Origin of the sequence: Nostoc sp. (assembly GCF_036918015.1) — a bacterium.
Taxonomy (GTDB): Bacteria; Cyanobacteriota; Cyanobacteriia; order Cyanobacteriales; family Nostocaceae; genus Nostoc.
On record NZ_JBALEO010000083.1, the window covers coordinates 43,856 to 70,782 of the forward strand.

Annotated in this window: 23 protein-coding genes and 2 pseudogenes; 11 read left to right on the forward strand and 14 right to left on the reverse strand. The window is 42.2% G+C overall.

The window, feature by feature from the left end; all coding sequences use genetic code 11:
- Positions 1-131: 131 nt before the first annotated feature.
- Entirely contained in the window at positions 132-1,637 is a 1,506-nt protein-coding gene (locus tag V7K61_RS24205) for a DUF3131 domain-containing protein (RefSeq protein WP_335057217.1), read from the reverse strand.
- A 149-nt stretch (positions 1,638-1,786) separates the two neighbouring features.
- Here V7K61_RS24205 and V7K61_RS24210 point away from each other — a divergent pair, with 149 nt between their 5' ends.
- Both V7K61_RS24210 and V7K61_RS24215 read left to right on the forward strand, forming a co-directional pair.
- The gene (locus V7K61_RS24210; protein ID WP_335057219.1) at positions 1,787-2,362 is read left to right on the forward strand and encodes a TIGR04376 family protein; all 576 of its coding nucleotides are present in this window, start codon (positions 1,787-1,789) and stop codon (positions 2,360-2,362) included.
- 404 nt (positions 2,363-2,766) lie between these two features.
- Positions 2,767-2,925: pseudogene (locus V7K61_RS24215) on the forward strand (photosystem II q(b) protein); the annotation flags it as partial.
- Here the strand turns inward: V7K61_RS24215 and V7K61_RS24220 are convergent.
- Positions 2,906-3,001: pseudogene (locus tag V7K61_RS24220) on the reverse strand (NADH-quinone oxidoreductase subunit B); the annotation flags it as partial. The pseudogenes V7K61_RS24215 and V7K61_RS24220 overlap by 20 nt on opposite strands.
- Before the next feature lie 34 nt (positions 3,002-3,035).
- Positions 3,036-3,158: a hypothetical protein gene (locus V7K61_RS24225; RefSeq protein WP_335057221.1), complete on the reverse strand. Its 123-nt coding sequence runs from the start codon at positions 3,156-3,158 to the stop codon at positions 3,036-3,038.
- Here V7K61_RS24225 and V7K61_RS24230 point away from each other — a divergent pair.
- Together V7K61_RS24230 and V7K61_RS24235 are read left to right on the forward strand one after the other, a co-directional pair.
- Positions 3,149-5,599 (forward strand): GNAT family N-acetyltransferase, encoded by a 2,451-nt coding sequence (locus V7K61_RS24230; protein ID WP_335057223.1) that lies wholly within the window; start codon positions 3,149-3,151, stop codon positions 5,597-5,599. The two genes, V7K61_RS24225 and V7K61_RS24230, sit on opposite strands and share 10 nt — an antisense overlap.
- A 170-nt stretch (positions 5,600-5,769) precedes the next feature.
- A complete protein-coding gene (locus tag V7K61_RS24235) occupies positions 5,770-5,925 on the forward strand; it encodes a hypothetical protein (RefSeq protein WP_335057225.1) in 156 nt (51 codons plus the stop codon).
- A gap of 80 nt (positions 5,926-6,005) precedes the next feature.
- Here V7K61_RS24235 and V7K61_RS24240 read toward each other — a convergent pair whose 3' ends face one another.
- The 10 genes from V7K61_RS24240 to V7K61_RS24285 all read right to left on the reverse strand — a co-directional run bounded on the left by V7K61_RS24240 (position 6,006) and on the right by V7K61_RS24285 (position 18,983).
- A complete protein-coding gene (locus tag V7K61_RS24240; protein ID WP_335057227.1) occupies positions 6,006-7,619 on the reverse strand; it encodes an iron uptake porin in 1,614 nt (537 codons plus the stop codon).
- 169 nt (positions 7,620-7,788) lie between these two features.
- Complete coding sequence (locus V7K61_RS24245; protein WP_335057229.1) at positions 7,789-8,835, reverse strand: Gfo/Idh/MocA family oxidoreductase; 1,047 nt, start codon at positions 8,833-8,835, stop codon at positions 7,789-7,791.
- A gap of 171 nt (positions 8,836-9,006) precedes the next feature.
- Positions 9,007-10,407: a sugar porter family MFS transporter gene (locus V7K61_RS24250; RefSeq protein WP_335057231.1), complete on the reverse strand. Its 1,401-nt coding sequence runs from the start codon at positions 10,405-10,407 to the stop codon at positions 9,007-9,009.
- Between the two features lie 209 nt (positions 10,408-10,616).
- Positions 10,617-11,615, reverse strand: a complete 999-nt coding sequence (locus V7K61_RS24255; protein ID WP_094353130.1) for an ABC transporter permease subunit — start codon at positions 11,613-11,615, stop codon at positions 10,617-10,619.
- On the reverse strand, positions 11,612-13,168 hold the full coding sequence (locus V7K61_RS24260; RefSeq protein ID WP_335057234.1) for a sugar ABC transporter ATP-binding protein: 1,557 nt from the start codon (positions 13,166-13,168) through the stop codon (positions 11,612-11,614). Before V7K61_RS24260 ends, V7K61_RS24255 begins: the two co-directional genes overlap by 4 nt.
- Positions 13,169-13,588: 420 nt before the next feature.
- Positions 13,589-14,614, reverse strand: a complete 1,026-nt coding sequence (locus tag V7K61_RS24265) for an ABC transporter substrate-binding protein (RefSeq protein ID WP_335057236.1) — start codon at positions 14,612-14,614, stop codon at positions 13,589-13,591.
- Positions 14,615-14,919: 305 nt separating this feature from the next.
- Positions 14,920-15,921, reverse strand: coding sequence for a substrate-binding domain-containing protein (locus V7K61_RS24270; RefSeq protein WP_335057238.1), 1,002 nt, complete (start codon positions 15,919-15,921; stop codon positions 14,920-14,922).
- 888 nt (positions 15,922-16,809) lie between these two features.
- Positions 16,810-17,706, reverse strand: a complete 897-nt coding sequence (locus V7K61_RS24275) for an inositol oxygenase family protein (RefSeq protein WP_335057240.1) — start codon at positions 17,704-17,706, stop codon at positions 16,810-16,812.
- Between the two features lie 330 nt (positions 17,707-18,036).
- Positions 18,037-18,360, reverse strand: a complete 324-nt coding sequence (locus V7K61_RS24280; protein ID WP_289796118.1) for a DUF1815 family protein — start codon at positions 18,358-18,360, stop codon at positions 18,037-18,039.
- 137 nt (positions 18,361-18,497) lie between these two features.
- Entirely contained in the window at positions 18,498-18,983 is a 486-nt protein-coding gene (locus V7K61_RS24285) for a gluconokinase (RefSeq protein WP_335057242.1), read from the reverse strand.
- A 199-nt stretch (positions 18,984-19,182) separates the two neighbouring features.
- Here V7K61_RS24285 and V7K61_RS24290 point away from each other — a divergent pair, with 199 nt between their 5' ends.
- From V7K61_RS24290 to V7K61_RS24315, 6 genes are all read left to right on the forward strand, one after another.
- Positions 19,183-20,214, forward strand: a complete 1,032-nt coding sequence (locus V7K61_RS24290; RefSeq protein WP_335057244.1) for a LacI family DNA-binding transcriptional regulator — start codon at positions 19,183-19,185, stop codon at positions 20,212-20,214.
- Positions 20,215-20,240: 26 nt separating this feature from the next.
- The gene (gene uxaC / locus V7K61_RS24295) at positions 20,241-21,668 is read left to right on the forward strand and encodes a glucuronate isomerase (RefSeq protein ID WP_335057246.1); all 1,428 of its coding nucleotides are present in this window, start codon (positions 20,241-20,243) and stop codon (positions 21,666-21,668) included.
- 93 nt (positions 21,669-21,761) lie between these two features.
- Positions 21,762-22,583, forward strand: coding sequence for an SDR family oxidoreductase (locus V7K61_RS24300; RefSeq protein ID WP_335057248.1), 822 nt, complete (start codon positions 21,762-21,764; stop codon positions 22,581-22,583).
- A 2-nt stretch (positions 22,584-22,585) separates the two neighbouring features.
- Positions 22,586-23,869: a lactate racemase domain-containing protein gene (locus V7K61_RS24305; RefSeq protein WP_335057250.1), complete on the forward strand. Its 1,284-nt coding sequence runs from the start codon at positions 22,586-22,588 to the stop codon at positions 23,867-23,869.
- A 277-nt stretch (positions 23,870-24,146) separates the two neighbouring features.
- The gene (gene tmk / locus V7K61_RS24310) at positions 24,147-24,782 is read left to right on the forward strand and encodes a dTMP kinase (protein ID WP_335057252.1); all 636 of its coding nucleotides are present in this window, start codon (positions 24,147-24,149) and stop codon (positions 24,780-24,782) included.
- 91 nt (positions 24,783-24,873) lie between these two features.
- Positions 24,874-25,419 carry a hypothetical protein gene (locus tag V7K61_RS24315; RefSeq protein WP_335057254.1) on the forward strand — a complete coding sequence of 182 codons (546 nt, stop codon included), beginning with the start codon at positions 24,874-24,876 and terminating at the stop codon, positions 25,417-25,419.
- Positions 25,420-25,426: 7 nt separating this feature from the next.
- Here the strand turns inward: V7K61_RS24315 and V7K61_RS24320 are convergent, their stop codons facing one another.
- Positions 25,427-25,615 carry a hypothetical protein gene (locus V7K61_RS24320; protein WP_335057256.1) on the reverse strand — a complete coding sequence of 63 codons (189 nt, stop codon included), beginning with the start codon at positions 25,613-25,615 and terminating at the stop codon, positions 25,427-25,429.
- Between the two features lie 97 nt (positions 25,616-25,712).
- On the opposite strand from V7K61_RS24320, the gene V7K61_RS24325 reads away from it, so the two are divergent.
- A complete protein-coding gene (locus V7K61_RS24325; RefSeq protein WP_335057258.1) occupies positions 25,713-26,576 on the forward strand; it encodes a class I SAM-dependent methyltransferase in 864 nt (287 codons plus the stop codon).
- The last annotated feature ends 351 nt before the right edge of the window (positions 26,577-26,927 follow it).

Below are 26,927 nucleotides of genomic sequence, written 5' to 3' on the forward strand. Positions count from 1 at the left end.
GGGATACGATCGCGGACATAAAATAATACCAATTCAATTAATGATTGCAACACATCCTTGGGTAAAGACGCGATGAATCGCGTCTCTACAAATGGTCTATTTGTTGCATTCTTTTTTCAAATTGGTATAACTTACGGTCTTTTTATAGTTTTCTCGGTTGACTTATGGCTCTTGACTCCTGCCCAAACAGTAAGTGGCTGCCCAACTTGCTTATACAGTAAGCTTTCCATAATTACACCATTATTGTTAGCGGTGAGAGTTTTATTCGGCTGATGCAGAGACTCATAAAAGCCGTTGTACCAGCCTTCTTGAGACTTAAGATTGCCTTGAACGAAATCAAATAACTGACGAGTATAAGCAGTATTATAAAGCACGTGCCAGCCGATCGCAGCTTTGGCACTGAGGAATCGCAAATCGTTGTGCTTTTCTCTAGTATCTGCGATGGTTGCCCAAGGTTCTCCATTGACAAATAGGCTGCTGTAAACAAAGTATGGCGGGCGATCTAAGTTGTCTTCGGTGACGGCGGTTAATTGTTTTGTCGCTTCATAACGCGCTGCTTGAGCAGCTAAAATCCGATCGGCATAAGCTTTAGGCAAAGCTTGAAACCCAGTTTCGATACCATCCAAGATATAGGGTTCGCTAAGAACGTAGTTATTGGCTCCAGAGTTTTTATAGTCCCGTTTGTCGTAAGGAATTCCCTGTCCGTAAAGATCGACAAAGGCAGTATGGGACTGATAATCTAAAGCTTTATTAACATTTAAGCCCCAAAGCTTCAAACCATAAGCAGCATAATTTTCATAGCCCAAGCGACCTTCTTGATTGTATTCTTCTTTGCCTTTGATGACAGCAGTACCATACATTTGACCGTTTGTCGTCAGACGCTTAACTTGCCAGTGTTGCCAAACTGCTGCTGTTTGCGATCGCATTTCTGGATACTTTGCCTCGACAATCTTCAGCCAGATTGCCATTCTTCCCAAATCAATGGCTGACCAACCAATTTCTTCTCGTTTTTCTAGTTGACCATAATCAACAGGTACGAGAGTTTTCGCATTGTAAACTTTGTTTGGTAGTTCTCCTTTATACAAAGGCATTGACGCCAGTGTATTCAACATTTTGCTCATTTTGGCGTCAAATTCATCCGCAGGCACGATATTCAGTTCTTTAGCACTGACTAAGGCTGCGATCGCTGCTGTCTGATCCCACATACTTACAGCAGCAAAGCCATCAACAGAATTGACTAAGCCAGTTTCATCATTCCAGTTACGCTGGAAGTATGACCAAGCTTGACGGGCCGTTGTCATTTCTTCTGGGGTCAGTTTTCCAACTCCAGGAGCAACGTATGGAATTATGGCTACTGTTAATTGATTCTTAGGAATCGGTTGACCTGGCAAAACTACGGATTGAGCATCAAGGCTGGCAACTATTTCAGCTTTTTTTGCACTAGAGACAGGGCTTTGGGGTTTCTCTGGTTGGGAAGCAGTTGGGGATGTTGATATTTCAGGTTTTTGTATAGAAGTATTGGAAAGCTGCTTAGACCAACCATTTAAAAGTGCGATCGCGATCGCAGCGGTAACTACTCCTCCTACAGAAGCTAGTATAGACAAGCTCTTAGGTGGCGGTTGAAAGTCAGAACTCATACTGATTAAAGCCTTATTTTGTAAGTCAGGGTTATTTGCGTAGTTTCACTAAATACATTCTTCCCAACTTTGAAATCTAACTAACACCCAGAAGTCCACTTGACCACTACAATAAAATAGTCACGCACCCGATCTCTGGAGTTCTAGCAGTGGGCTTATTTGATGATTTGAGTCGGTTTCTAGAAAACCGTTTAGAAGAATTCTTGCGTAATAATCCACATTTGGAGTTAGAGGCGCTGCTAGAACAGCTGCGTGAGCAAGAAGAAGACACATTAAAGCTAATCGCAGATTTAAGATTACAAGAGAAGCGATCGCAAGAAGAAATTCTCTCCACCGCGCAAGAAATTCAGCGTTGGCATATCCGAATTCAAAAAGCCAAGAACGCCAATAGAGAAGATTTGGCGGCGGCGGCGGGTGAGCGAGAAGCAGCCCTGTTGCGCGAAGGAAATCAGCGCTGGGGACACATGCAAGGGCTGAAAGAACGCATTAACCAATCTCAAGAACTACTGCAAAAAATTCAGCAACGGCGACAGGAGGTACAAGCTAAAGCCGCCGAAGCACAGACAGCCCGCGCTCAAGCGCAAACCCAGCAGCGATCGGAAAGCATTGGCTGGTCGAATCAGACTAGCAATTATTCTGGTGGGTTGGATGATTTAGAAGAGAAGTTCCGTAGCTGGGAAACTCAGGATGAATTAGAGCAAATGAAGCGGAATATGCAGAAGTAGCGCGTATTGGCTAAAATACGCTGAAATAGCAAATGAGTACGCTGAAATAGCAAATGAGTACGCTGAAATAGCAAATGAGTACCCCGAAATAGCAAATGAGTACTCCGAAATAGCAAATGCGTTCGCCGAAATAGCAAATGAGTACCCCGAAATAGCAAATGAGTACCCCGAAATAGCAAATGAGTTCGCCGAAATAGCAAATGAGTACCCCGAAATAGCAAATGAGTTCGCCGAAATAGCAAATGAGTTCGCCGAAATAGCAAATGCGATCGCCGAAATAGCAAATGCGATCGCCAAAAATAGCTTATATCATCAATACCTTAGCCAATTTACGAGGTTTCAATGCCTGTGAAAATGGGATGAATACGTCTCAAGGAAGTGAGCTTGGAAAAAATTTGGGCTAATGGTTTACCGCACTGGGTGTCAGCACAATGACGTTCAACTTGAACGGCTTCAACTTCAACCAATCTGTAATTGACTCCCAAGGTCGTGTTGTGAACACCTGGGCTGACATCATCAACTGCGCTAACCTGAGTATGGAAGTAATGCACAAGCGTATTTAGGTTCTGGCATTTGTTCGTAAAGCCGCACGAGGTTAGGCGCGTACTTCATAGTAATTGTGCCAGCAGTAATGAGCAAAGGGCAGATTCAGGGCATTTTTCCCTTCTGCCTTCTATATTTTTTCGGTGTAATTGCGGTTCTCCATCATCTGAGTTGCGTGAAAAGCTGGGAGCGATCGCACAAATATTTTCTCAGGCGTGCAACTATTAATAGGTTGATTAATCGATGTCTTCATCTGAAAAACCATCTTCAGGATACTCCTTCCGTACAGGCACTGTTGCAGAGCTACAAGCGCGCAACTCTAAATACTCTGGTTGGATATTTCTTTTGACATCTATCTTAGGGATAGTTCTTTGTATCCGAACAGTTTTAGAAATATTTGTCAAGAGATTAGAGATAAATTATAAAGCATATTTATTTGAGTATGGAAAACCGCCAAATCACTTCTTTGATTGGCAGATTATTTCTTCAGCAGTCAGCCCAAGTGATTTTTTTGTATTTTTGTATATGGGTGGTGCAGTTGCATTTGGATTTGGTATATACATACTTTCTGCATATTTAATGTCACGTCATTATACCAATGATAAAGTTTGGTTTGTTGAATATCAAAAGCAAATTGTTGGCTGGGCATTCTTTGTAGCGAGAAAAAAATATAATATACTGTCTAACATTTATATTGCTCCTAAACATCGCCACCAAGGTGTTGGTTCACTGTTACTCTGGAATTGCCTAGAAAATGTTAGTTTACCTGTATATCTAGTTTATCTTCCTCATCTCAAATTATTTTATGAACGATTTGGGTTTGTCGCTCTTCCCAAAAAAGATAAGCCCAAAGAATTGCAGCTTTATCAACTACCTGCAATGGTATTATTGCAACCACCAATTCCCATCGGCGAACATCAATCAACAAGTTTACCTTTACCACCTGGGATTTCTATTCGCCCCCTCCAAGATGTTAAAGAGCAATGGCAAATTTACAAAACCTTTTGGCATCGGCAAAGATTTAGAAAATCTCTACTTTATATTTTGACTGTACTTGCTTTGATGGCAAGCGGCAGTTTTGTGGTGATTAGTCTAACTTTAAGCTTTATCAAAGCCCTTTTGGGTTTAACCTGGATAGCGGAATTTGATTATTATTTACTGGATCTACCAGTTTCGGGAATTGCGATCGCTTTGTGGTTCATCTCCTTATACTTCATTTTGAATCGCTTTATTTTTAGATGGCAAGAGTTAATAATTGAAAAAGATAAACGCCCAATAGGTTACGTTCACTTTGGTCAGAATACGAACTGTTCGATATTATTTAACTTACATATTGAGCCACAATATCAACCACAAGAAATTACGAGGTTGTTATTAGCTCGGATTCAGCCGCAAATCACCTTGCCCCTGTACTGTCTAGGTTGGCGTAAAGATAAACAGTTTTATAATGGGCTGGGTTTTATTTCAGCTAATCGTCAAGAACTACCATTAGAATTTAAAATTCTTCAGTTGAGCGAGCAAGTATATTTAAAGCTGACATCTCAGGCGGCGACAAACATATCTAATCAGTTACCGGAAGCTATCGCAGCTATTAGCGCACATCAAACTATACACCCAGCAAATCCACCAGTTAAAAAGTCACGCGGGAGCAAGTGGTTTTTGATTGTCGATGTGGTGATTTTTCTGGTGATGTATATGCTGACACCACTTTGGCAAATACCACAAATTTACGCTGACTCACAGCAACAAGCTCCAAAAAAGGATATCTCGACTCATACACCAGCTATCCCAGCCTGGAAAATACCAGAATATATTGGAGTTTTAGCGATCGCACCAGATAACCAAACACTCATCAGCGGGAATTGGGAGAACAAAATTCAAATTTGGGATATTAACAGCAAGAGTCTGCAACAAACCTTGAGCGTCTTTTCTGGCAAAATTCAATCTATCGCTGTAAGTCCAGATAATCAAACTTTAGTCGTAGGTACGTCTACAGGCGTAATTCAAAAATGGAATTATAAAAGTATCACATTAGATAAAACCTTTTCTCCCGGACATTTAGGAGAAGTCCAAGCCTTAAATATCAGTGCTGATGCTCAAACTTTGGTTACTGGGAGTATGAACGATCCGGTTGTAAAAGTTTGGAATTTACCTCAGGGTAAACTTCAGCAGCAAGTCAATACTCGTGGTTATGTTTTGTCTTTAGCAGTCAGCAAAGATAATCAAAATTTATATATTGGTAGCCTGGGTGGAGTCAAGATTTGGGATTTACGTCAACAAAAGTTTATCCAAAGCTGGGCGGCTCATTCTCTTGGAGTTGAGGTAATCGCCCTCAGCGCTGATGGTAAATTAATAGTCACTGGCGGGATGGATCGTCAAGAACTCAGTACAATTTGGATGGTTAAAGTTTGGGATGCTCAAAGCTTAAAACTCTTAAAAACATTGCCGGGGTATTCTAGTTCATTAAATTCATTAACTATTACTCCTGATAGTCAAACAATCATTTTTAACGATTGTTGTTCCACAAACTTGTGGAATTGGATGAATGACAAATATATTTCTGATGTTGATGGACTTAAACATAATGCTGTGCTAAGTCCAGATGGTGCAAATCTTATGGGTGCAGCGTCTGATCGTCAAACCATCACAATTAAAAATTTAAACAGTCTGTTGCCATCCAATTCTAATCAATGAAAGGAAAACTCGGACCATGCCTGATATCTTATCATTACCCCCAACCCCTCCCCGCTTGCGGGGAGGGGAGACAAAGCGTAGCTTTGGCGGGGGTGGGGTTCTTTGGGTTTAATAAGCAATCAAGCGGACATGATATTACTCACTGTTTACTCAAAGATGAGAGTCAGATTGTGCCTAGCTCTGCTGCTCAAGCATTGGGCAAGTTGGGCAAAAACTCCAGCAATGTTACTGCTACTGTCGCCGAATGGATTTCACAACACCATGATTCAGAATATGTAGGCAGTGGAATTGATGCGCTGTGGAATTTGGTAGTAACAGAAGAATAATTTTTGTTTTTTCACTGGAAGTTCCTAAAGAGTGCTGAGTATTCAGCACTCTGTCGATCGAGCAAACCATTGACATTCAGTTAAAAATCGAAGGTTGTGCGAAGCACACCCACATACTGCGTATCATTTCTGCTGTCGTTTTCCGGGTTGAGAATCACCCAAAAACCAGGAGTCACTGAAATGTTGTCATTTAGTCGATAACGATAAAATGCTTCTATATGATAAGCGTTGTCTCGCTCTTGACGGACATCACTGTTAGAGACATGGGGTGGTATACCAAAGAGAATTCCCGGCAGATTCCCTCTACCACCCACATCGGGAAACGACACACCAATCGCCCCAAACCAGACATTGGCATTGTCACCATTGTTCACAAATAGAGAATCCGTTCCACCCCTACCATTAGAAATATCACTCAAACCAGAACTCTTGGCATTTGCCCAAATATATCCACCCCAAGCGTGGACTTGAAAATTCGGGGAGAAGCGATAGTATCCTTGTGTGCCGACAATATCGTTGGAAGTAGCAATGTTGTTGCCAAAGGGAGCGTTTGACAAGACGCTACCCGTCCCAGCGGAGATATCGGGTACTCCACCAGGGCTATAGCCATGAGAGTAGGCAACACCGATCGCTCCTTGCTTACCATAATAGGCTAAGTGCGCCAGGGCATTATAGCCGCCATCAAACAAGCCGTTGCTCCCCGATGGCACATTGGGACTGTTTGCTAAATAGCCCAAGGTAAGAACCAAGTCTTTGGTAATGTTCCAGTTAGCGGCTGCACCACCGCCACCTCGCCGGAATAAGGGACTGTATGAACCAAATAGTGAGGGAACCCCATTACCGTCGTCAGCAATTGTGGGGGGAGTGACGGTGGTGGAAATGTCGGTGTAACCAATGCCTGTAGGCCCAACAACGAAGTTAAGGGATTCACTTACTGGGAAGTAATAACGGATGTGGGGGACAAGAAGTGTCTCGTTGCTGTCATAATCGAAATTCAGGCGTGTCATCCCTGTGCCTGTGGCTGCGGCAATTTGGCTTGCACCATTGGAATTCGCAAAGTTACCAAATTCTAACCGGACTCGCAATAAATCTTTGCCAGTAAAACTGCTCTCAAAGTTGAGACGACCCCGATTTGAAAAGTAGAGATTGGATTCATCGCGATCGCCACCTACTCTATTACCAAAAGTATCACTAATAGCGGTAATAATTTGAGCATTCAACCTAGTAGTTGTGGAAAACTGCTGCGCCTCCAATGTTGCTGTATGTGCCTCTACGGTATCTACTCGTCCGCGCAGAGTTGTCAGTTCTGCGGCAAAGTCTTGCTGCAACTTTTGCAGCACTGCCAAATCTTGCTTATTAACTAAATCGCTAGTAGCTGTAGAAATTAACTCATTAATCCGATCCAAACAAGCATTTAAACCTGCGGCAAACTCATAACGGGTTAAGGCACGGTTGCCGCGATAGGTGGAATTGGGATAACCTGCAATACAGCCGTAGCGTTCCACCAGTGATTGCAATGCACCAAATGCCCAATCGGTTGGTTGTACATCAGAAAACTGAGAAACAGAAGTCACTTGTCCCTGCAAAGTCCTATTAGCATCTGCTGCATTTGGATCGTCTTCTGGAGGTGCTGCCCAAACTGCTGGAATTGCCAAAAATAAGAGAAAAAAGCTATAAAAAAGAGTTTTGATCATTGACTTATTAGTTGAATATGGTTGAATTTTGACTTTGTAACGAAAGAGTACAAGAACCCCACCCCCAACCCCCTCCCCGCAAGCGAGGAGGGGGCTAAGATGTACCTTGTATGATTAGGAAACGCTATATGAGCTAATCTACATATTTTGATTTGGGGTTTTAGGTCACTTAAAGCAACGCTATGACTTTCTGCTCATTGCTGCTTTTAATAGCCGCTTCTATAATTCGCATTACATTAATTCCGTCTTCGGCGGTAACAGCAATTGGCTGATTATTAATAATAGATTTATACACGGCATCGTAATAGCCTAAATAGCTACCCTGTGAACTTTTGACTTTTTCTCGAATTACTTTTGTGTCTTTTTCTGTATGTAGCAAGCCATATTCACTTTCCGGCTCTGTATACCAATCAAGTGTGTTGGGCTTCATCCCTGCCACTAAATACTCTTCTTGCTTATCGGCTCTGCTTTTAAGAAAAGAACCCTTCGTGCCATGTATGATATAGGCTGGCGCAGGTTCACGCACAAGGAAGCTTGCTTTTAATTTGACGCGCAGTTTGTCGTAGTATAGTATCAACTCAAAATAATCATCTACCTGCGATCGCAGCCTAGTTATGCGGATGTCTGCAAAAATAGCATCAGGCATTCCAAATAAATGCAAAGCTTGGTCTATTAAGTGCGGCCCTAAATTATTTAATGTTCCTGCCCCCGGACTTGGAGCTTCTACGTGTTGTTTATGGCTGAGGGTTGGTTTATATTTTTGAAATTGAAATTCTGCTTCAATAATATCACCCAGCAAGCCTTCTTGGACAATTTTTTTGACTGTTTTAAAATCACTATCCCACCTCCGGTTTTGATATACAGATAATTTTTTGCTCTGTTTTTGCGCCAATTCTTTCAGGTTTTGAGCTTCTGCTACCGTTGTGGTGAATGCTTTTTCTACCACTACATGTTTATCTGCAAGCAAAGCCTGTTTAGCATAATCGTAATGGGTATAAGTGGGTGTATTTACTACCACTAAGATTACTCGATCGTCTGCTAGCAATGCTTCCAAAGAAGGATAGCTTTTTACATGAGGATAATGTTGCTGTATCAGCTTTTTGCTTCTTTCCCAAGAACCTGCTAATTTAAATCCGGGATGTAAATCAATAAACGGCGCATGAAATACCATGCCGGACAAACCAGATGAACAAAGAGCCGTATTGATAGTTTCCATCTTTTTAATGATTGACTGAAGCGAAATTTGGTATTTAGTTATTGCCTGATATTTGTTTACTGGATGTAGGATCGCAGAAGAGAGCAAGGGGAGAGAAAATACCTCTCCTCCTCTACGAATTACGAATTACGAACTTGTACTGAGCGTAGCCGAAGTATTACGAACTACGAATTACATATCTTCTAACTCAATTCCTTTGGTTTCTTTAATAAAGAAGAGAATGAAAAAGAATGAGGTAGCTGCTGCAATTGTATAGAGTCCATAGGCAGAACCTAGACCGAAATATTGCAGTATGGGAGGAAATGTTGTGGAAATAACGAAATTCGCAACCCATTGTATGGCAGCTGCAATCGAAAGCGCAGCGGCTCGAATTTTGTTATTAAACATTTCTCCCAACAGCACCCAAACCACTGGCCCCCAGGAGAAACCGAAGCAAAATACATAGAGGTTGGCTGCAATGAGAGCCATAGTCCCGGCGCTGCCGGTAAGATTGGGGTTCCCAGCAGCATCGAGGGGAGCATTACCAAAAAGATAAGCCATCGTCCCCAAGGTCAAGGTCATGCCAATTGACCCTACTATAAGTAAGGGCTTGCGACCAAATCGATCCACGAAGGCGATCGCAATTAGTGTTGTAATAATGTTGACGGCTCCTGTAATCACCGTGATTGATAGGGAATCTTTTTCGGAAAACCCTACAGCACGCCACAAAACGCTGCTGTAGTAAAAGATTACATTAATCCCAACAAATTGCTGTAATACAGATAAGCCTATTCCTATCCAAACAATGGGGAGGAGTCCGCCACTTCTGCTTAAGAGGTCAGAAAAGCTGGGTTGGCGTTCGCGAAGCACTGTCTGCCGAATTTCTTCGATTTTTGGCAGTACGTCACCTCCTAAAATCTTGGTCAAAACGTTAGCAGCTTCTGGTTCCCGTCCTTTAGCAACCAAGTAACGGGGGGATTCAGGAATTGTTAAAGCTACTATCCCGTAGAATAATGCTGGTGGGACTGCTGTCCAAAACATCCAGCGCCAAGCTGCAACCCCAAACAAAAACGGCGAGTCTGCTGAACCTGCTGACGTAGCGATAAAGTAGTCGCTCAATAAGGCAACGAAAATTCCCACTACGATCGCTAATTGTTGCAGAGATCCTAACCTTCCCCGCAAATGAGTAGGAGAACATTCGGCAATGTAAGCAGGGGCGATGACGCTAGCAACGCCGATTCCAATCCCACCCAATACTCGCCAAAAGATAAAATCCCAGATAGTGAAGGCAAACCCAGAGCCAATGGCACTGATAGTAAACAACGCCGAAGCGACCACCATTGCGTTGACTCGACCATAACGGTCTGCAATCTGTCCGGCAAAGAAGGCTCCTACCGCAGACCCCAGCAACGCTAGAGACACTGCCAGCCCTGTCACCCAACTACTGGTGTTAAAAGCTTTTGCTAGAGATAAAACCGCGCCGTTGATTACAGCAGTATCAAAACCGAATAAAAACCCGCCGAGTGCGGCAGCACCAGCAATCAAAATTACATAAAACGTGTTGGCTTTACGACGAATAGTAGTAGAAGACATAGTTTAAATATTGGGAATTGGGAATTGGGAATTGGGCATTGGGCATTGGGCATTGGGCATAGTTAGTTATTCTTTGCGTTCCCCAATCCCCAGTCTCTAGTAGTCTGTCAATAAATAATTGATGGATAAATTTCTTGTAGAGATGGCGATTTATCGCGTCTCTCTAACCGTCAAAATAAATTTGACAGACTACTAATCCATTTCATGCTTCAACGTCTGGAACGTCTGCGTAACCGATCGATCATTACTGCCAAAATAATTACTAGTCCTTTGACGACTAGTTGCCAGAAGTAAGATAGGTTCAACAAGGTTAAACCGTTGTTGAGAATCGCAATAATCAATGCACCGAGAAGAGTGCCGCCAATGGTGCCAATACCACCTGTAAAGCTGGTTCCACCTAGAATAACAGCTGCGATCGCATCTAATTCATAACCTTGACCTAATACGCCACTGGCACTATAAAGACGGCTGGCGCTCATGATTCCTCCTAAGCCTGCCAGTAATCCGCTAATACCATAGACGAATAGCAACACCCGATTAACTTTAATCCCTGTTAATCTGGCTGCCCGTTCGTTACCACCAACGGCATATATCTGCACTCCTAAAACAGTTTGCCGCAACACAAACCAGCTAGCTATCACAGTCAGTAGCGCAATTATCACTAGCCAAGGAATGGGGCCGACGTATGTATTACCCACCCAAGCAAAATTTATGTCTCGGTTAATCAAGGTTGTACCTTTGGCAATTAAAAAGGCAACACCCCGCAAGGCTGTAAGTGAACCCAGCGTGACAATAAAAGGTGGCACATCCAAGAAGGTAATGAGCGCACCGTTGAGTAAGCCTAATAGCAATCCTGCTAGCAAGGCAGCAGGTACAGCTGCCCAACTTAAAGCCGGCAGTAGCGATACCAGCAATGCAACTACCGCAGAAACAGCCAATATTGACCCAACTGAAAGGTCAATACCGCCGGTGAGAATTACAAAGGTCATTCCTGTCGCCAGCACAATATTGATTGATGCCTGACGCAAGATATTAACGATGTTACCGCCGGTGAGGAAGTTGGGAGAAAGGAATGCAAATAAGATGCAGATAATTACTAAGATTGGCAAAATACCCGCAACTTCCAACAGAGTGCTGATTGATTTCCGGTTGCGAGCTGCGGGATTGTTGGCTGATTTATTGATAGGCGGTCTGACTGTCTGACTCATGATGCTAATACCTCCGATGCTCCAGTTGCATAGTGCATAATCTTTTCTTGGGTGATTTCTTTGCCAAGACTGCCATCCAGTTCGCCTACCAGTTGTCCTTCTCGCATCACCAAGACGCGATCGCTCATGCCGACAATCTCTGATAGTTCGCTGGAAACCATTAAAATAGCAACACCTTGTGCTGCTAATTCGCTCATTATTCGGTAAATTTCACTTTTAGCACCGATATCTACGCCGCGTGTCGGTTCATCTAACATCAACACTCTCGGTTTAATGGCTAACCAACGCGCTAGCAGTAGCTTCTGTTGATTACCACCAGAAAGATCCAATGCTCTAATTTCCAAATTGGCTAGACGGATATTAAAGTTTTCCACCGCGTCTGTTGATAGCCGATTCACTGAAGGCCAGTTAACAATTCCACCCCTGGCATCTTGCTTGAGTGTATTGATAGCAATATTCTTGCGGGCGCTCATTTCCAGAAATAAACCTTGGTCTTTGCGGTCTTCTGGGACGTAGCCAATTCCCGCTTCAATGGCATCACTGGGGGTATTAATTTCCAGTTTTTTGCCATTCAAGAATACTTCGCCACTAGCTTTACGGTCTGCACCAAAAATCAGCCGCGATAGTTCTGTGCGTCCAGCACCAACTAACCCAGCTAAACCGAGAATTTCTCCCGCATGAAGTTCAAAACTAGCCGGCTCAATCTTATGACGCGCATCGCTCATATTTCTGACTGACAGCACGACGGGGCCAGGATTCATTTGTCGTTGATGTTCGTAAAAGTCTTGCATGGAGCGACCGACCATCATCTGCACCAATCGCTGGGGAGAAATTTCGCTGCGTGTCAGACTGCCAATATATTGACCATCGCGCAACACGCTAATCCGGTCAGCTAACGCATAGATTTCTTCCATGCGATGGCTGATGTAAATAATGGCAATGCCATCACGCCGCAGTTTGCGAATTACCTCAAATAAATGATCGCTCTCGCGGTCAGACAAGGCTGCTGTTGGCTCATCCATCACCAAAACGCGGCTTTTATCCTTCAGCGCCCTGGCAATTTCCACTTGCTGCTGTTCGGCGATGGACAAAGTACCAACTATAGTCTGGGCGGTAAAATTGGCTCCCAGGCTTTCCAGCACTTCCTCTGCTTCCAGTTGCATCGCTTTGCGGTCTAAAAGCTGACCACGCCGCAACTCGCTACCCATAAACATATTTTCGGTAACGGTTAAATTCGGTGCAACATTCAGTTCTTGATAAATCAGATTAATACCCGATTTGCGTGCCGTCGCCGGATCGGTAATTTTCAAGGGTTGACCATTGATGCGAATTTCTCCTTCGTCGGCAATGTAAGCCCCAGCCAGGATTTTCATCAATGTGCTTTTGCCTGCTCCGTTTTCACCCATGAGGGCGTGAACTTCTCCCGGATAAATCGTGAGATTAACATTTTGGAGCGCAGATACACCATGAAAGCGTTTTGTAATTCCTTGCATTTCTAACACTGGGGTGCTAGTTGGTGTATCAGAAAGTGAGGTTTCAATATTGGTTGTCATGAGCAAAACCTGTAAAAACTATTTAAAATTTGCGATTGTGAATTAGAAATTAATAAATTCATATTTGATTGATCGCAAAATCATGTTTTAAAAGCTGACTAGGAGTTGTAAAGAGATATTTTCATCCTTTGTTGTTAACGTTAGTTCAGAGAGATTCTTGGGAAAGTCTAAGTGCTATAAATAGACACTCAAACTTTCCACTGATGCACATACATAGCGGTTATCAATTGGGTGCAGCAGAGTTTTAACCTCTTTCTAAACCCATCTTTCTATTAAAGAAAAGATGGGAACAAAGATGAGGTTTGGTATTAATTTAAGTGAAAACCGCCAGACATTCTAGGTATGTGCAAAAACTTTACAAATGCACCAAAGGATTGATATCAAAAGACATAATTTTCAATTGCAAATTCACAATTTCTATTACTTCCAGCCTTTTTCTGTGCTGACGTTATCTTTTGTGATCAACTTAACTGGTATTAAGATGGTTGAATTACTTGGTTTTTTCCCATTTAAGATGTCGTTGCCAACTTGAACTGCTTTTTCGGCCATCCCTCGCGGATTTTGAGTAGCAGTTGCCGCATATATACCATCTTTAGCTGCGATCGCAGTAATAGCTTCCGGCGCACCATCAACCCCGACAATAAAGAAATCTTTACGTTGTGCTTGGTTCGCTGCTAATTCTGCACCGACTCCACTCGGATCGTTGATGGCAAAAACCGCATCAATCTTGGGAAAGGTTGTGAGCAAATCAGTCATAACTCTGAGTCCTCCATCCCGACTACCCTCTGCATTTTGATTTTTGGAGAGTATTTTGATATCAGGATATTTAGACAATACGTTCTCGCAGCCACTAACTCGCTGAGTCACCGAGTCCACTGGCGGCCCGTTAACTATGACAACATTGCCTTTACCCTTGAGGCGGTCAGCAATATACTTGCAACTAACTTCTCCAGCTTGGACATTATTAGTCGTAATGGTGGCATCTACACCTCCTTCCGCACCTGTATCTACCGCAATGACAATTCTACCTGCTTGTTTCGCCTTTTCAATTGCTGGTTTAATGCCACTTTTATCAGCAGCATTGACGATAATGATGTCAGTATTGGAAGCCGTGAAATTTTCAATTTGATTAGCTTGTTGGTTGAGGTCATAGGCACTAGAAACTACAGTAACATTGACATCCTTACCGCCGATTTTCTTCGCTTCTGCCTCAGTTGCTTGTCCCATGAGGACGAAGAAGGGATTACTTAAATCACCAACGGTAAAGGCAACTGATTTTAATTTTCCATTGCCAGTGGCAGTTTGAGTCTCTGCACTGGTATTGGTAGCAGGTTTGGTTTCAGGGTTAGTAGCAGTGCCATCAGGAGAAGCATTTGTACAGCCGACAAGACTACCACTGATGATACCTATTAGACTAGCTGCGATCGCAATCTTTTTCACATTCATATATCTCCTACAAGTGATTCTTAGTTACACCAAATTTGGAAACGATGTATTTTAAAAAACCGGGTAAAATATACTAACCTTACGCCGTGTGCAACTTTCTCTCAGACCTAACCCCCAACCCCTTCCCTACAAGGGAAGGGGAGCAAGAATCAAAGCCTCTCTCCCTGTGGGGGAGAGGTTTGGAGAGGGGTTCTAAGGATAAGTTGCACATCGCGTAACCTTGCTTTATCAAGCCTTTTTCTGTGTTTTGTAATTACGAATTACGAACTTGTACTGAGCGTAGCCGAAGTATTACGAATTACAAATTACCAGCCTTTATAGTTGCTAAGATTCTCTCTAGTAACCAAGTTGACTGGAATCAGAATATTCGGTGACTCAGGTTTTTTACCCTGAATGATATCGTTACCAATCTGAACCGCTTTTTGAGCCATCCCTGCGGGATTTTGAGCAGCAGTTGCGGCAAATACACCATCCTTATCTTCCATTGCTTTGGTTGCATCTGGCGATCCGTCAACCCCAACAATAAAAAATTCTTTACGTCTTGCTTGTTTCGCTGCTAAATCTGCGCCGACACCGCTTTGGTCGTTAGTGGCAAAAACAGCATCAATTTTCGGAAAGGTTGTCAGCAAATCGCTCATGACTCTTAGTCCTCCATCCCTTGTCCCTTCAGCATTTTGGTCTTTAGAGATGAGTTTAATATTCGGATATTTGGACAATGACTTCTCACAGCCACCCACTCGCTGATTGATTGAGTCCATCGGAGTCCCGTTGAGAATGACTACACTACCTTGACCTTTGAGGCGATCGGCAATATATTGGCAAGCAACCTCACCAGCTTGGGTATTGTTGGAACTAATCATCGCATCCACATCTGCATCAACGGCTGAATCTAATGCAATCACAACCCTACCTGCAAGCCTTGCTTGATCGATAACTGGTTTAACACCTTTTTTATCAACAGCGCTGAGGATAATTAGGTCAGTATTCGCAGCCGTAAAATTTTCGATTTGGTTGCTTTGTTGGTTCAAATCAAAGGCACTAGAAACTGCATTAACTCTGATATTACCCCCGATTTTCTGGGCTTCTGTCTCAGCCCCCTTCTGCACTGCATTATAGAAAGGATTGCCTAAGTCACCCAAAGCTACGCCGATTGTTTGCAATTTTTTATTTGGACTAGTAAGACTCTCTGCACTTATGTTAGTAGCTTTGTTGTTGGTATTAGTTGCAGTATTATCATTTTTAAGACCATTTGTGCAACCAACAACCGCGAAACCTAATATGCCAACTATGAGTGAAATTCTCTTCATATTTATAACAACGGATTTAAATTTGAGAAAGGTCATGACAATGTAAACTAGGTATGAAAATCCTAGACCTAACCTAGTGATACTACTAGCTTTTGTAATTTCAACTCCAAGGGTCTTTTGATATGACGTAAATGGAGTTATTGCTATTAGTGTTACGAAAGAAAATGGTTTATTCTTAAAGCAGAATCATGAACATTACACTACTTCAAATAATCACATTATTTTGGTGAAATTACTTCGTAGTTCATAGCCTGAAAACAGCTTTTAAGTGAAACTTCCAAAAATTAGTTTTATTAAAGTTGTCAATCTTGCTTTTGACTTTTTTCATTTTATCCCGCTCCTGTGCAAAAATTAATTTTGTTTATCGAACTTTACAAATGAAAAAGGTTTTAAATCTTGCGATCGAACCCCAGGTCTTATTTTCAAAGCATTCGCATAAATTAACCTATTCAATATTAGAGTCAATGTTAAAAACGTTAACATTTCTCAACCAATATCTCTCAGAAAAGATACTATTAGACTAGAGAGGTTTTTGATTGTGAATGCTAGATTTTGAAAAATGTAAACATCCTTTTGTTAGATTTTCTAAATGAACTCTAATCAGCTTGCCAAGGGTATTTATTTCTTATTCCTCCTCCATCACTTGCAGGCAATAGAGGAGTAAACAAGATAATATTGTAAGAATTCAGCACCCAGGTGGTCGCCGAGCGTAGCCGTACCCCTTCGGGGAAGCAAGCTACGCACAGCGTCTCCGGCAGGAGAGGTGAGTCAGGAGTCATAATTTATAAGGAATCTAGAATAATTAGTATATTTATTCATCAAAGTTATTCTGATTTTCTAACTATTCTGACTCCTGAATTCTGACTCCTGAATTCTTCTTCAAGCAGTTTAAAACTTTAATGTTGCGGGTAAATATTTAGCCACCAAATCTTCATAGTATGGTTTTAATTTCTGCCAATCAGGAGGAATAGGGTTTTTTGAATATAAATCGTAGGGATTGAACAAACGTACCCATTTAAACATTTCTCGATCTTGTTTATCCATCAAATGTTCATACGCATTGTCACGATGTTGAGGATAAAATGAGTGATAGCGAAGCATATATAATGCAGGTTCGGGCAAATAGTTTTTCATCATCTGATAAAAATACTCATCATGCCCCCATGACATATGTACATTATTCAATCCACAGTTAGGCTCATAAATGCCATATTTAGTGTTGTAATCGGGGTTATTATAATCAGGGTTTTCTTTGAAAAATTCTGAGAAAACAATTTTATCAGAAAATGCACAACCTACAGGATAAGTATCGCCTACGGTAGCCCATTGAGGCTCACCAAACAGACAAAGCACTTTCCCCATATCGTGAAAGAAGCCAGTAAGTACCATCCAATCAGGATGACCATCGGCGCGAATAGCTTCTGATGTTTGCAATAGATGCTGTAACTGATCCATGTCTGTATCAGGATCGGAATCATCGACTAATTGATTTAAAAATTCGACCGCATCCCAAACAGACATTTCTTTTTTATCAAACTTCAAAAATTCTTTTTCTTTTTGAAGTACAAAATTATATGTTTGATTAATATGATTTAACCGATAAAACTCTTTCACCGTATCTCTAATAGTCGTTTCGTAATTCCTATACTCTTCGGTGGTTTTACCTTCTTTAACTATGCTGTCTGGATCGGGATAACGATTAAGTAAGTCTTCTTCCCACTCTTCTAGTGAGTGTAAAGGGTTGTTTTGAAGCTGAAGAATGGCATTATTTAAAGTTTGAGACATATCTTCCTACTTGTCGATATTGTATTTGTTAAATGGTACTTTCACACATATTTTTGCACAGGTGTGCATAAGTTGCCTTGGACTTATTTATTATTTTTGCACACGTGTGCAAAAATATGTGTTAAGTTTCATTTCGTCTTTGCATACCCATGCACGCTCTACTTCACCAAGTGTTTTATCCGATCTGTTTGGTTCAGAATAAAAATGGTGCTTCTATTTTTTGTACATCTGTGCATAAATTTACTAAATATATATTAATCTTTTGTATTACACATAATATGTGCAAAAGCTATACTTATTAATTTTATGTCGGACTAAATCAGCGCAGTATCAATTTGTCAACTGTACAGCAGTGGAATACTTAATAAGGTTAGCCAACTCTTGTAACTGGTTGATCGCTTCTGCACCTTCCAACTTCATTAATTCGCGATCGTCCCACAATTCCATCCAAGTAATTCCGTAATCAGACACTAAAAACCGAATCAGGTGCTTTTCTCTGAGACTAACCATAAATGAAGCACTCTTCATTTGATCGCCACATGTATAACAAGACGCAGTATAGCCACGCCGCTCAAGTATAATTGTCAAGGCTTGCAGGTTCATTACCAAATCTTGGACGAATTGCTGATGCTGTTGCGCTAATCTTAGAAACACTACTTTTCTCCTACCATTACAGTTATCTGCTTGCTTTGATATTCCTTTAGACTTACATCTGATGTGATTTAGTTGCCAAAAGTTCGTGTTTTCCTATATACGTGATTAATCTTAATATTACGGTTGTCACCAATAAGCTAAATTTCTAGAGCAGTCCTAATGTTTTGGACAATTATCTGGGGTGGCTGTGCAACATCCATACATAGAGTATCTACTGGTTCTTCAAGGGTATAAAACTGACTACTGAGTAGTTTATCGCTCATGTAATGATTGCTACGCTCTTGTAAGCGCATTTGAATCAACTCATAAGACCCTTTGAGGTAAACTAGTTTGGTGCGATCGCTATCCAATACCAAAAATTTCCGATAGCTATCTTTTAAAGCCGAACACGCCAGCACCACATTTTTATTTTCTTGCAGCCAGTGTTTAATAGCTGTTTGCAAATCTTGTAACCAAGGCATCCTGTCATCTTCACTCAGAGGGATACCGCACCGCATTTTCTCAACATTCTCTGGCGAATGGAAAGTATCAGCGTCGCTAAATTCCCATTCTAAGGAGTCTGCTAGTAGTTTTCCGATGGTGGTTTTTCCAGAACCAGATACACCCATGACGATAATAATCATTTTTTTCTTAATAAAAGTTCAACTAATTCGGAATTGGTAATTTGTAACTTGTAATCATGGACGGAGGTAAAAATCAAGACTATTAACTCCTTTCCATGCGAAATGTGAGTTGTATTAAAATCTCTTGACAAATAACGATTATTTTCTATAATACATACAAATGCACACGTGTGCAATATTTAAAAGCTAAGATAAAATAATGAATAAACGAAGAATTTCAATTGAAGATATTGCCCGCAGAGCAGGCGTTTCTCATTCTACAGTTTCACGCGCTTTGCGAGATAACGCTCTCATTAGCCCGAAAGTGCGAGAAGAAATTAAGCGACTAGCAGAGGAGATGAGCTATGTGCCGAATGCTATTGCTCAAAGTTTGCAAAATAAACGTACTAATACTATTGGTGTAGTAGTAACTTCAATTTCAGATCCCTTTTACGCTGAGGTAGTAGAGGGAATCGAGAAGATAGCCAAACCAGCGGGTTTGAGTGTTTTATTGAGTGCTTCACACCGAGATTTTGAGCAGGAAATGGCAGCTATTGATACTTTTCATCGCCGCAGGGTAGACGGGATCTTAATAGCCGACTCGCGAATTAGTAAACAGCATACTAAACAACTTACACAAATTGCTGTGCCCACAGTTTTGATTAATAGTCAAACTGAAGATCAATCGGAAATATTTCATTCAGTTGCAATAGACGATCGCTTAGGTGCTAAATTAGCCACAGAGCATTTAATTAGTCTGGGACATACTGCCATTGGTTATCTGGGTGTAGGCGATCGCAGCAGATCGAACCAGCAGCGCCTAAAAGGATATCAAATGGCCCTTACGGAAGCTGGTATTCCACAAAATAGTGATTGGGTTTCAATTAGTGACGAATATGATACCAGAACCAGCGATGTGAACACCGGACAAAATATGCTGTCTAAACTATTGGCTGCGGAAGTTACAGGCATCTTTTGTTACAACGATATGGTGGCAGTTGGCGCTCTGTTAGCCTGTCAAGAATTAGGTATTTTAGTACCGCGAAATTTAAGTATCGTCGGATTTGATGGTATTGCTCTGGGCGGTTACGTTACGCCTGCACTGACCACAGTTAGTCAGCCAATGTTAGAAATTGGTGGCTATGCCATGCAAATGTTACTCGATTTAATAGAAGAAAAAACTGTGGAAAATCGTGTTTTATCTCCTTTTCTAGTAGAGCGTGGTAGCAGTGCAGCATTATTAACAATTTAAAATTCAAAACAATTTATACAAAAATTATGTTAACTAAAAAACCGAGTTTATCTCCCGATCGCTGCTTTTCTCCAGAACCAGTTCAAAGACGACTGGCACATCAATTCTTTGATAGTATATCTGCGTTACCTTTAGTTTGCCCACACGGACACGTAGATCCAGCTTTGTTAGCTAATCCCGCAGCCAGGTTTGGTTCGCCGACGGAATTACTGATTATCCCTGACCACTACCTGTTGCGGATGCTCTATAGTCGGGGCGTATCTCTGCAAGCTTTGGGGATACTAAGCAATGATGGTTCGCCAGGAGAAACAGACCACCGCAAAATCTGGCAATTGTTCGCTGACCATTTTTATCTATTCCAAGGTACTCCATCCGGGTTGTGGTTGAAAGAGGAATTAACTAACGTCTTTGGGGTGGATGAACCTTTAAATTCTCGCAATGCCGGATATATCTATGATTGTCTAGAAGGTTTGTTAGCCTTACCGGAGTTTTCCCCTCGTGCTTTATTCAAACGCTTTAATATCGAAGTGCTTTGTACTACCGATGCCGCCAGTGATAACCTAGAGAATCAGCGATCGCTCCATGAAGAAGGTTTTACTCAAATTAGACCAACTTTTCGCCCAGATGCAGTGGTTAATCTGGATGCTCCTGGCTGGCGGGAAAATCTTACCAAGTTGGAAAGCAGTATCGGTAGAGAAATTAGCACTTACGCCAATTTTGTGCAAGCTTTAGAAGAACGTCGAGCTTTCTTTAAAAAAATGGGGGCGACAGCTACCGATCAAGGTGCAGCCACACCTTATACTACACGTCTTTCTGACCAGGAAGCCGAAGCTATCTTTGCGAGAGCATTAGCCGGCAAGCTGAATCCGGGTGATGTCGAAAATTTTACCGGTCATATCTTCATGGAAATGGCGCGGATGAGTGTGGAAGATGGCTTGGTGATGCAAATGCATTGTGGTGTGATGCGTAACCATAATCCGGCTTTATTTGAGAAATTTGGATCTGATAAAGGTGCTGATATTCCCGTAAAAATAGAATGGACTCAAAATCTGCATCCGTTGTTGTCAGCTTATGGTAACGATCGCCGCTTCCATTTAATCATTTTTGGTATGGATGAAAGCGCTTATAGCCGCGAGATGGCTCCGTTAGCTGGTCATTATCCCAGTGTATTGCTGGGGCCCCCTTGGTGGTTTCATGACAGCGTAAATGGTATGGAGCGTTATTTCAATCAGGTAATGGAAACTGCGGGAATTTATAATACTGCCGGGTTTAATGATGATACGCGGGCTTTTGTTTCGATTCCGGCTCGTCATAATGTCTGGCGGCGGGTAGCTTGTAATTGGTTGGCTGGATTGGTTGCGCGGGGATTGGTTGAGGAGGAGGAGGGGTATGGTATGGCTCGTGCTTTGGCTTATGACCTTGCTAAGGTTGCTTATAAGTTTGAGGGGAATTGAGGGGAATTGAGGGGGAGTTTAAACGCAAAGGGGCGCGGAGGGAAGCGCAGAGGTACGCAGAGAATTTTACTAAGTGGGGGAATCATTTTGATTTTGAGTAAACTTTTTAGTTTGAAGGAGCGGGTTGCGGTAGTTACTGGTGGTTCTGGTGTGCTTGGGGGGGCTATGGCAAGGGGTTTGGCTCTGGCTGGAGCGCGAGTTGTCGTTTTGGGTCGCAATGAAGTTAGGGCGGGGGCGGTGGTGGCTGAGATTACTGCTGGTGGTGGAGAAAGTATGGCTGTGGTGGCAGATGTTAGCGATCGCTCCCAATTAGAAATCGCTAGGGATGTTATTATACAGCGTTGGGGTGAAATAGATATCTTGGTTAATATGGCTGGCGGTAATATTCCGGCTGCCACAATTTCTCCTGATGCGACTATTTTTGATATGCCACACACAGCCTTTGAGGAAGTGGTTAGCCTCAATTTAGTTGGCACTCTCCTACCTTGTCAGGTTTTTGGTCAAGCAATGGTGGAAAGAAGTCAACCCCACGGTTGCATTGTCAATATTTCTTCTATGTCTGCCATTCGAGTGATTAGTCGGGTGGTTGGCTACTCAGCTGCAAAAGCGGGGATAGATAACTTTACTCGCTGGCTAGCGGTAGAACTCGCCCAAAAATATGGTGATAGAATGCGAGTAAATGCGATCGCACCAGGGTTTTTTATTGGCGAACAAAATCGAGATTTACTCTTAAATGCAGATGGTAGTTTGACCGTTCGCGGGCAAAAAATTATTGACCATACCCCCGCTGGACGTTTCGGCAAACCAGATGAATTACTCAGCACCTTGATTTGGTTATGTAGTTCTGGTTCTAGTTTTGTTAACGGGGTAGTCGTGCCGGTAGATGGTGGATTTAGTATCTACAGTGGAGTTTAATCATGTATTCACTGGCTGTAAATAAGGGGACACTTTCAGATGAGCAAGTTTCTGGGCTAGTTCATCAAGCTTTGGCAGACCCTAAGTTAGATGGACAGCGCATCTTGGTGTTAATTCCAGATAGTACCCGCACTGCTCCCATCCCTCAAATGTTTCGATTGCTTCATCAGGAGTTGAGTCAAAGAGTAGCGGCTCTGGATTTTTTAATTGCTCTGGGTACACACAATTCTATGAGTGAAGAACAAATCAATCACTTAGTAGGAGTGACACCAGAGGAGCGAGAGACAACTTTTAAAAAAGTTCGCATCTTTAACCACCTTTGGAATGAGCCGGATACCTTTATTTCTTGTGGAGTAATTTCGGCAGACGAGATAGCAGAAATTAGCGGTGGAATGCTACATCAGTCAGTTGATGTGCGTATTAATAAGCTTGTAACAGAATACGATTTAATCGTGATTTGTGGGCCAGTTTTTCCCCACGAAGTTGTCGGTTTCTCTGGTGGAAATAAATATTTTTTCCCTGGTATTGGTGGTCAAGAAGTAATTAATCTCTCTCACTGGTTAGGTGCTTTAATTACTTGTTACGAAATTATTGGCACGCTGGGAATAACACCAGTCCGGCGTTTGATTAACCGAGCCGCTAACCTGATTTCTACCCCAAAACTTTGTTTGGCGATGGTGGTCGCACCCAAAACAAATCAGCTAGCTGGACTTTATATAGATCGACCAGAGTCAGCTTGGGAAGATGCTGCAAAATTATCAGCTAAACTGCATATTAAATATGTAGATCGGCCTTTTAAACAAGTGCTTTCAGTCATGCCCCAAATGTATGATGACATTTGGACAGCAGCTAAAGGAATGTACAAGCTAGAGCCAGTAGTAGCTGATGGAGGCGAGGTAATTATATATGCTCCTCACATCACCGAATTTAGCTATACACACGGCGAAATTTTATCCGAAGTTGGCTATCATGTGCGGGATTACTTTCTCAAACAGTGGGATAAATTCCAAGACTATCCTGCTGGAGTGCTAGCCCATAGTACTCACTTAAAAGGAATGGGTACTTTTGATCCGATAGAAGGAGAACAAGCGCGGATTCGCGTGACTTTAGCTACTGGGATTTCTGCTGAACGGTGTGCTGCTCATAACTTAAACTATCGCGATCCGGCGACCATTCAACCCACAGAATGGGCAAATCGAGAGGATGAAGGCATTTTACTTGTGCCGAAGGCTGGCGAGATACTGTACCGTCTCAGTTACGGCAATTTTCAGACAACTAAATCATAGACGCGATAAATCGCCGTCTCTACAAGTGTTTTGGTCTTATCTGAACTGTATTGAATCATAAACTGCGATATCTACGATGGGCTACGCCTACGCGATCGCAGTTTATTAGGACTTACGCACGGGTAACGGAAAACGAACCACAGAGGGCGCAGAGTTCACGGAGGAATGAGAGTTTGAGAGGGTTTTTGCGTAAGTCCTATTTATAATTTTACACTTCGCGCTATTCTTGATCTGATGAAACGTCAGCGAATCAGTTTATAGCAGCGAACAAAAAAGCATGGGTGGGAAATTAATTGTATTTGAAGGGGTGGAAGGCTGTGGCAAAACCAGCCAAATGCAGCTTTGTTCTGAGTGGTTGGAAAGTCTCGGTGTTTCTGTGGTGGTAACTCGCGAACCAGGAGGAACAGAGTTAGGTGTACATCTTCGCCGCTTGCTACTAGAAAAGTCAGAAGACGAGCCAGTTGCAGAAGTGACAGAACTCTTATTGTATGCTGCTGACCGATCGCAACACGTTGAACAAGAACTTAAACCAAATCTCGCAACTGGGAAATATATTTTATGCGATCGCTACACTGACTCTACCATTGCCTACCAAGGATATGGTCGCGGTCTGAACATGAGTTTAATCAATCAGCTTAATAATATTGCTACTGGTGGTTTAGAAAGCGATCTAACTATTTGGCTAGATGTCGATGTTGAAGTAGGACTAGCCCGCAAACTCTCAGATAAAGTAGGACTAGACCGCATTGAACAAGAAGCGATCGCTTTTCATCGGCGCGTTCAGCAAGGATACGCACACTTAGCAGCATCTCATCCCTCACGAATTGTTCGGGTAGATGGCAGCTTGAGTAAAGAAGCTGTGCAAGAGGTAATTCAAGGAATTTTGCGCGTACATCTGCACTTGGCGAGGTAAGGCGAAAATAAACCTCAAAGTTTTTTATGAGAGTTTGGGCAAACTAGATATGGAAAAAGGTCTAGTTGATACAAGGCAGTAGTAAGAAATAATGGATTGTAATCGTCTGGATTATATCAAAAGTGTCACTGACCAAGGTGATGACAAACAGTGGGCGTATCCTGAATATCCTATTGGAGCTTACTTTCGGTTGAATTTTAAAAGACGTGAAAGTACAACAGTAGTAGAATCTCACGCGCGTAAACTACCAAAAGGATCTCTTCTCATCCTTTCTCAAATACCGCATGACTGTAAAGACAATACCACAGTAGAGCATAAAAAAATACCAGATGGGTGCAAAAAGAGATACCTGACGCACGTAGTTGAACTGGTTAATGAGGCAAGTGAGGATGAACCTCAGTGGGGAGAAGAAGTGTGGGGGATTTTTCGATGGGTTAAGGTTCATTGGATTACTGATTTCAGTAACTGCCGCAAAATTCCTGTTGAGTTAGATGTAATTAAAGTCAAGTGGAGTCGTCGTAACACTTACGCTATATCGTTGGAAAGTAAAACACTGAAAGCTCACTGGAATGATGTCCATGATTTAAGAGAACACTTAAAAAAAGAATTGAATTTGTGTTGCCCTAAAGTCCAATAACGCGGCACTACTTCTCTTTTTTCTCATCCAGTGCTTTCTGAATAGCTTCTCTGCAAAATTCAGGAGGGTCGTCTTGTGCTTTTACCTCTTCCTTCATTTTTTCGGTGACACGAAAATTAAGATTTTGTGTTAGCGGTTCTTCTCTATCAGACTTAAGTGGTTTTAAATTTTTTGGATTACCTTTAGGGTTAGGCATTGTTGAGAGATGTAAGACTTTTCTATATCCTATATACCCAAAGGGTTTGCTGTCGCTATTAACCCTTATGCTGAAAGGGAAAATAAAAACAACAGCTATGAAATTTTTACAAAATCTCATCCCCCGTCAAGGTTTACTGAAAGCCCTGACTCTAGCTTTCCTTGTATTGGCAGCTGTAATATCTCCCAATGTTCTAGCCAACGAGAGCGAAAAAGCGACATTCAACGGCACAACCACACTTCAAACTATACTCACCAGCAGTCATCGCTCAGAGCAGAATCGCCTTCGAGACAAATACCGCCACCCAGCCCAAACTCTCGAATTCTTCGGTCTGCGCCCAAATATGACGGTGGTTGAATTGTGGCCAGGAGGCGGCTGGTACACTGAGATATTAGCCCCATTTTTAGCACCCAAGGGACAACTCATAATTACTAACTTGGCTTCTAGCACAAGTAAACCCGCTTTGGCTTTGCAAGAGAAACTGGCAGCGAATCCAGAGATATTTGGTAAGGTCAAAGTAGCCCAAATCAATCCCCCAAATGAACTTACCCTAGCCCCAGAAAACTCTGTGGACATAGTTGTTACTTTCCGCAATATTCACAACTGGGTGAAAGCTGGCTATGCCGAGCAAGTTTACGCAGCTGCTTACAAAGCATTGAAGCCAGGGGGCATTTTAGGGGTAGAAGAACACCGCGCCCTTGAAGGGACTTCTTTACAAGAGAGTATCAAAACAGGCTATATGTCTGAAGATGGGGTAATTGCTGCTGTGGAGAAGGCTGGTTTCAAATTAGTAGGTAAATCAGAGATTAATGCCAATCCAAAAGATACCAAAGACTATCCGGGCGGAGTTTGGACACTACCACCAACCTTGAGCCAAGGTGAAAAGGATAGGGAACGCTTCATTACTATTGGGGAAAGCGATCGCATGACCCTCAAGTTCATCAAACCCAAAGCCTTCTGATCATCGCACGAATGGCAGCTTTTAAGCGATCGCTACTTTCTTATCCATCACTCTGAATGTACAAGTTGTTCCAATACAGTTCGGTTAAGGTTTTTTGATGAAAATTTTAGATCGCTAAAAATACTATAAATCATCACAAAAACGCAATAAATCGCCGTCTCTGCAAAAGACTGGTTATTGTAGAGACGGCGATTCATCGCGTCTCTTGCCTTAATCGAAAAGTATTGCAAGTTGTTCTTGTCAACATTGCAATGTTTGAGAGAAACATTGCAATATTCCTCATCAACATTACGACATTCATAAGGAATATTGTAATATTTCTCGTCAACATTACAATATTCTTTATCAATG

Coding starts and splice junctions, on each gene's coding strand:
- V7K61_RS24320 (WP_335057256.1), bottom strand. CDS start 25,615: ATGCCTAACCCTAAAGGTAATCCAAAAAATTTAAAACCACTTAAGTCT.
- V7K61_RS24255 (WP_094353130.1), bottom strand. CDS start 11,615: ATGAGTCAGACAGTCAGACCGCCTATCAATAAATCAGCCAACAATCCC.
- V7K61_RS24285 (WP_335057242.1), bottom strand. CDS start 18,983: ATGATTATTATCGTCATGGGTGTATCTGGTTCTGGAAAAACCACCATC.
- V7K61_RS24205 (WP_335057217.1), bottom strand. CDS start 1,637: ATGAGTTCTGACTTTCAACCGCCACCTAAGAGCTTGTCTATACTAGCT.
- tmk (WP_335057252.1), top strand. CDS start 24,147: ATGGGTGGGAAATTAATTGTATTTGAAGGGGTGGAAGGCTGTGGCAAA.
- V7K61_RS24240 (WP_335057227.1), bottom strand. CDS start 7,619: ATGATCAAAACTCTTTTTTATAGCTTTTTTCTCTTATTTTTGGCAATT.
- uxaC (WP_335057246.1), top strand. CDS start 20,241: ATGTTAACTAAAAAACCGAGTTTATCTCCCGATCGCTGCTTTTCTCCA.
- V7K61_RS24325 (WP_335057258.1), top strand. CDS start 25,713: ATGAAATTTTTACAAAATCTCATCCCCCGTCAAGGTTTACTGAAAGCC.
- V7K61_RS24250 (WP_335057231.1), bottom strand. CDS start 10,407: ATGTCTTCTACTACTATTCGTCGTAAAGCCAACACGTTTTATGTAATT.
- V7K61_RS24260 (WP_335057234.1), bottom strand. CDS start 13,168: ATGACAACCAATATTGAAACCTCACTTTCTGATACACCAACTAGCACC.
- V7K61_RS24305 (WP_335057250.1), top strand. CDS start 22,586: ATGTATTCACTGGCTGTAAATAAGGGGACACTTTCAGATGAGCAAGTT.
- V7K61_RS24230 (WP_335057223.1), top strand. CDS start 3,149: ATGTCTTCATCTGAAAAACCATCTTCAGGATACTCCTTCCGTACAGGC.
- V7K61_RS24245 (WP_335057229.1), bottom strand. CDS start 8,835: ATGGAAACTATCAATACGGCTCTTTGTTCATCTGGTTTGTCCGGCATG.
- V7K61_RS24275 (WP_335057240.1), bottom strand. CDS start 17,706: ATGTCTCAAACTTTAAATAATGCCATTCTTCAGCTTCAAAACAACCCT.
- V7K61_RS24290 (WP_335057244.1), top strand. CDS start 19,183: ATGAATAAACGAAGAATTTCAATTGAAGATATTGCCCGCAGAGCAGGC.
- V7K61_RS24265 (WP_335057236.1), bottom strand. CDS start 14,614: ATGAATGTGAAAAAGATTGCGATCGCAGCTAGTCTAATAGGTATCATC.
- V7K61_RS24315 (WP_335057254.1), top strand. CDS start 24,874: ATGGATTGTAATCGTCTGGATTATATCAAAAGTGTCACTGACCAAGGT.
- V7K61_RS24225 (WP_335057221.1), bottom strand. CDS start 3,158: ATGAAGACATCGATTAATCAACCTATTAATAGTTGCACGCCTGAGAAA.
- V7K61_RS24270 (WP_335057238.1), bottom strand. CDS start 15,921: ATGAAGAGAATTTCACTCATAGTTGGCATATTAGGTTTCGCGGTTGTT.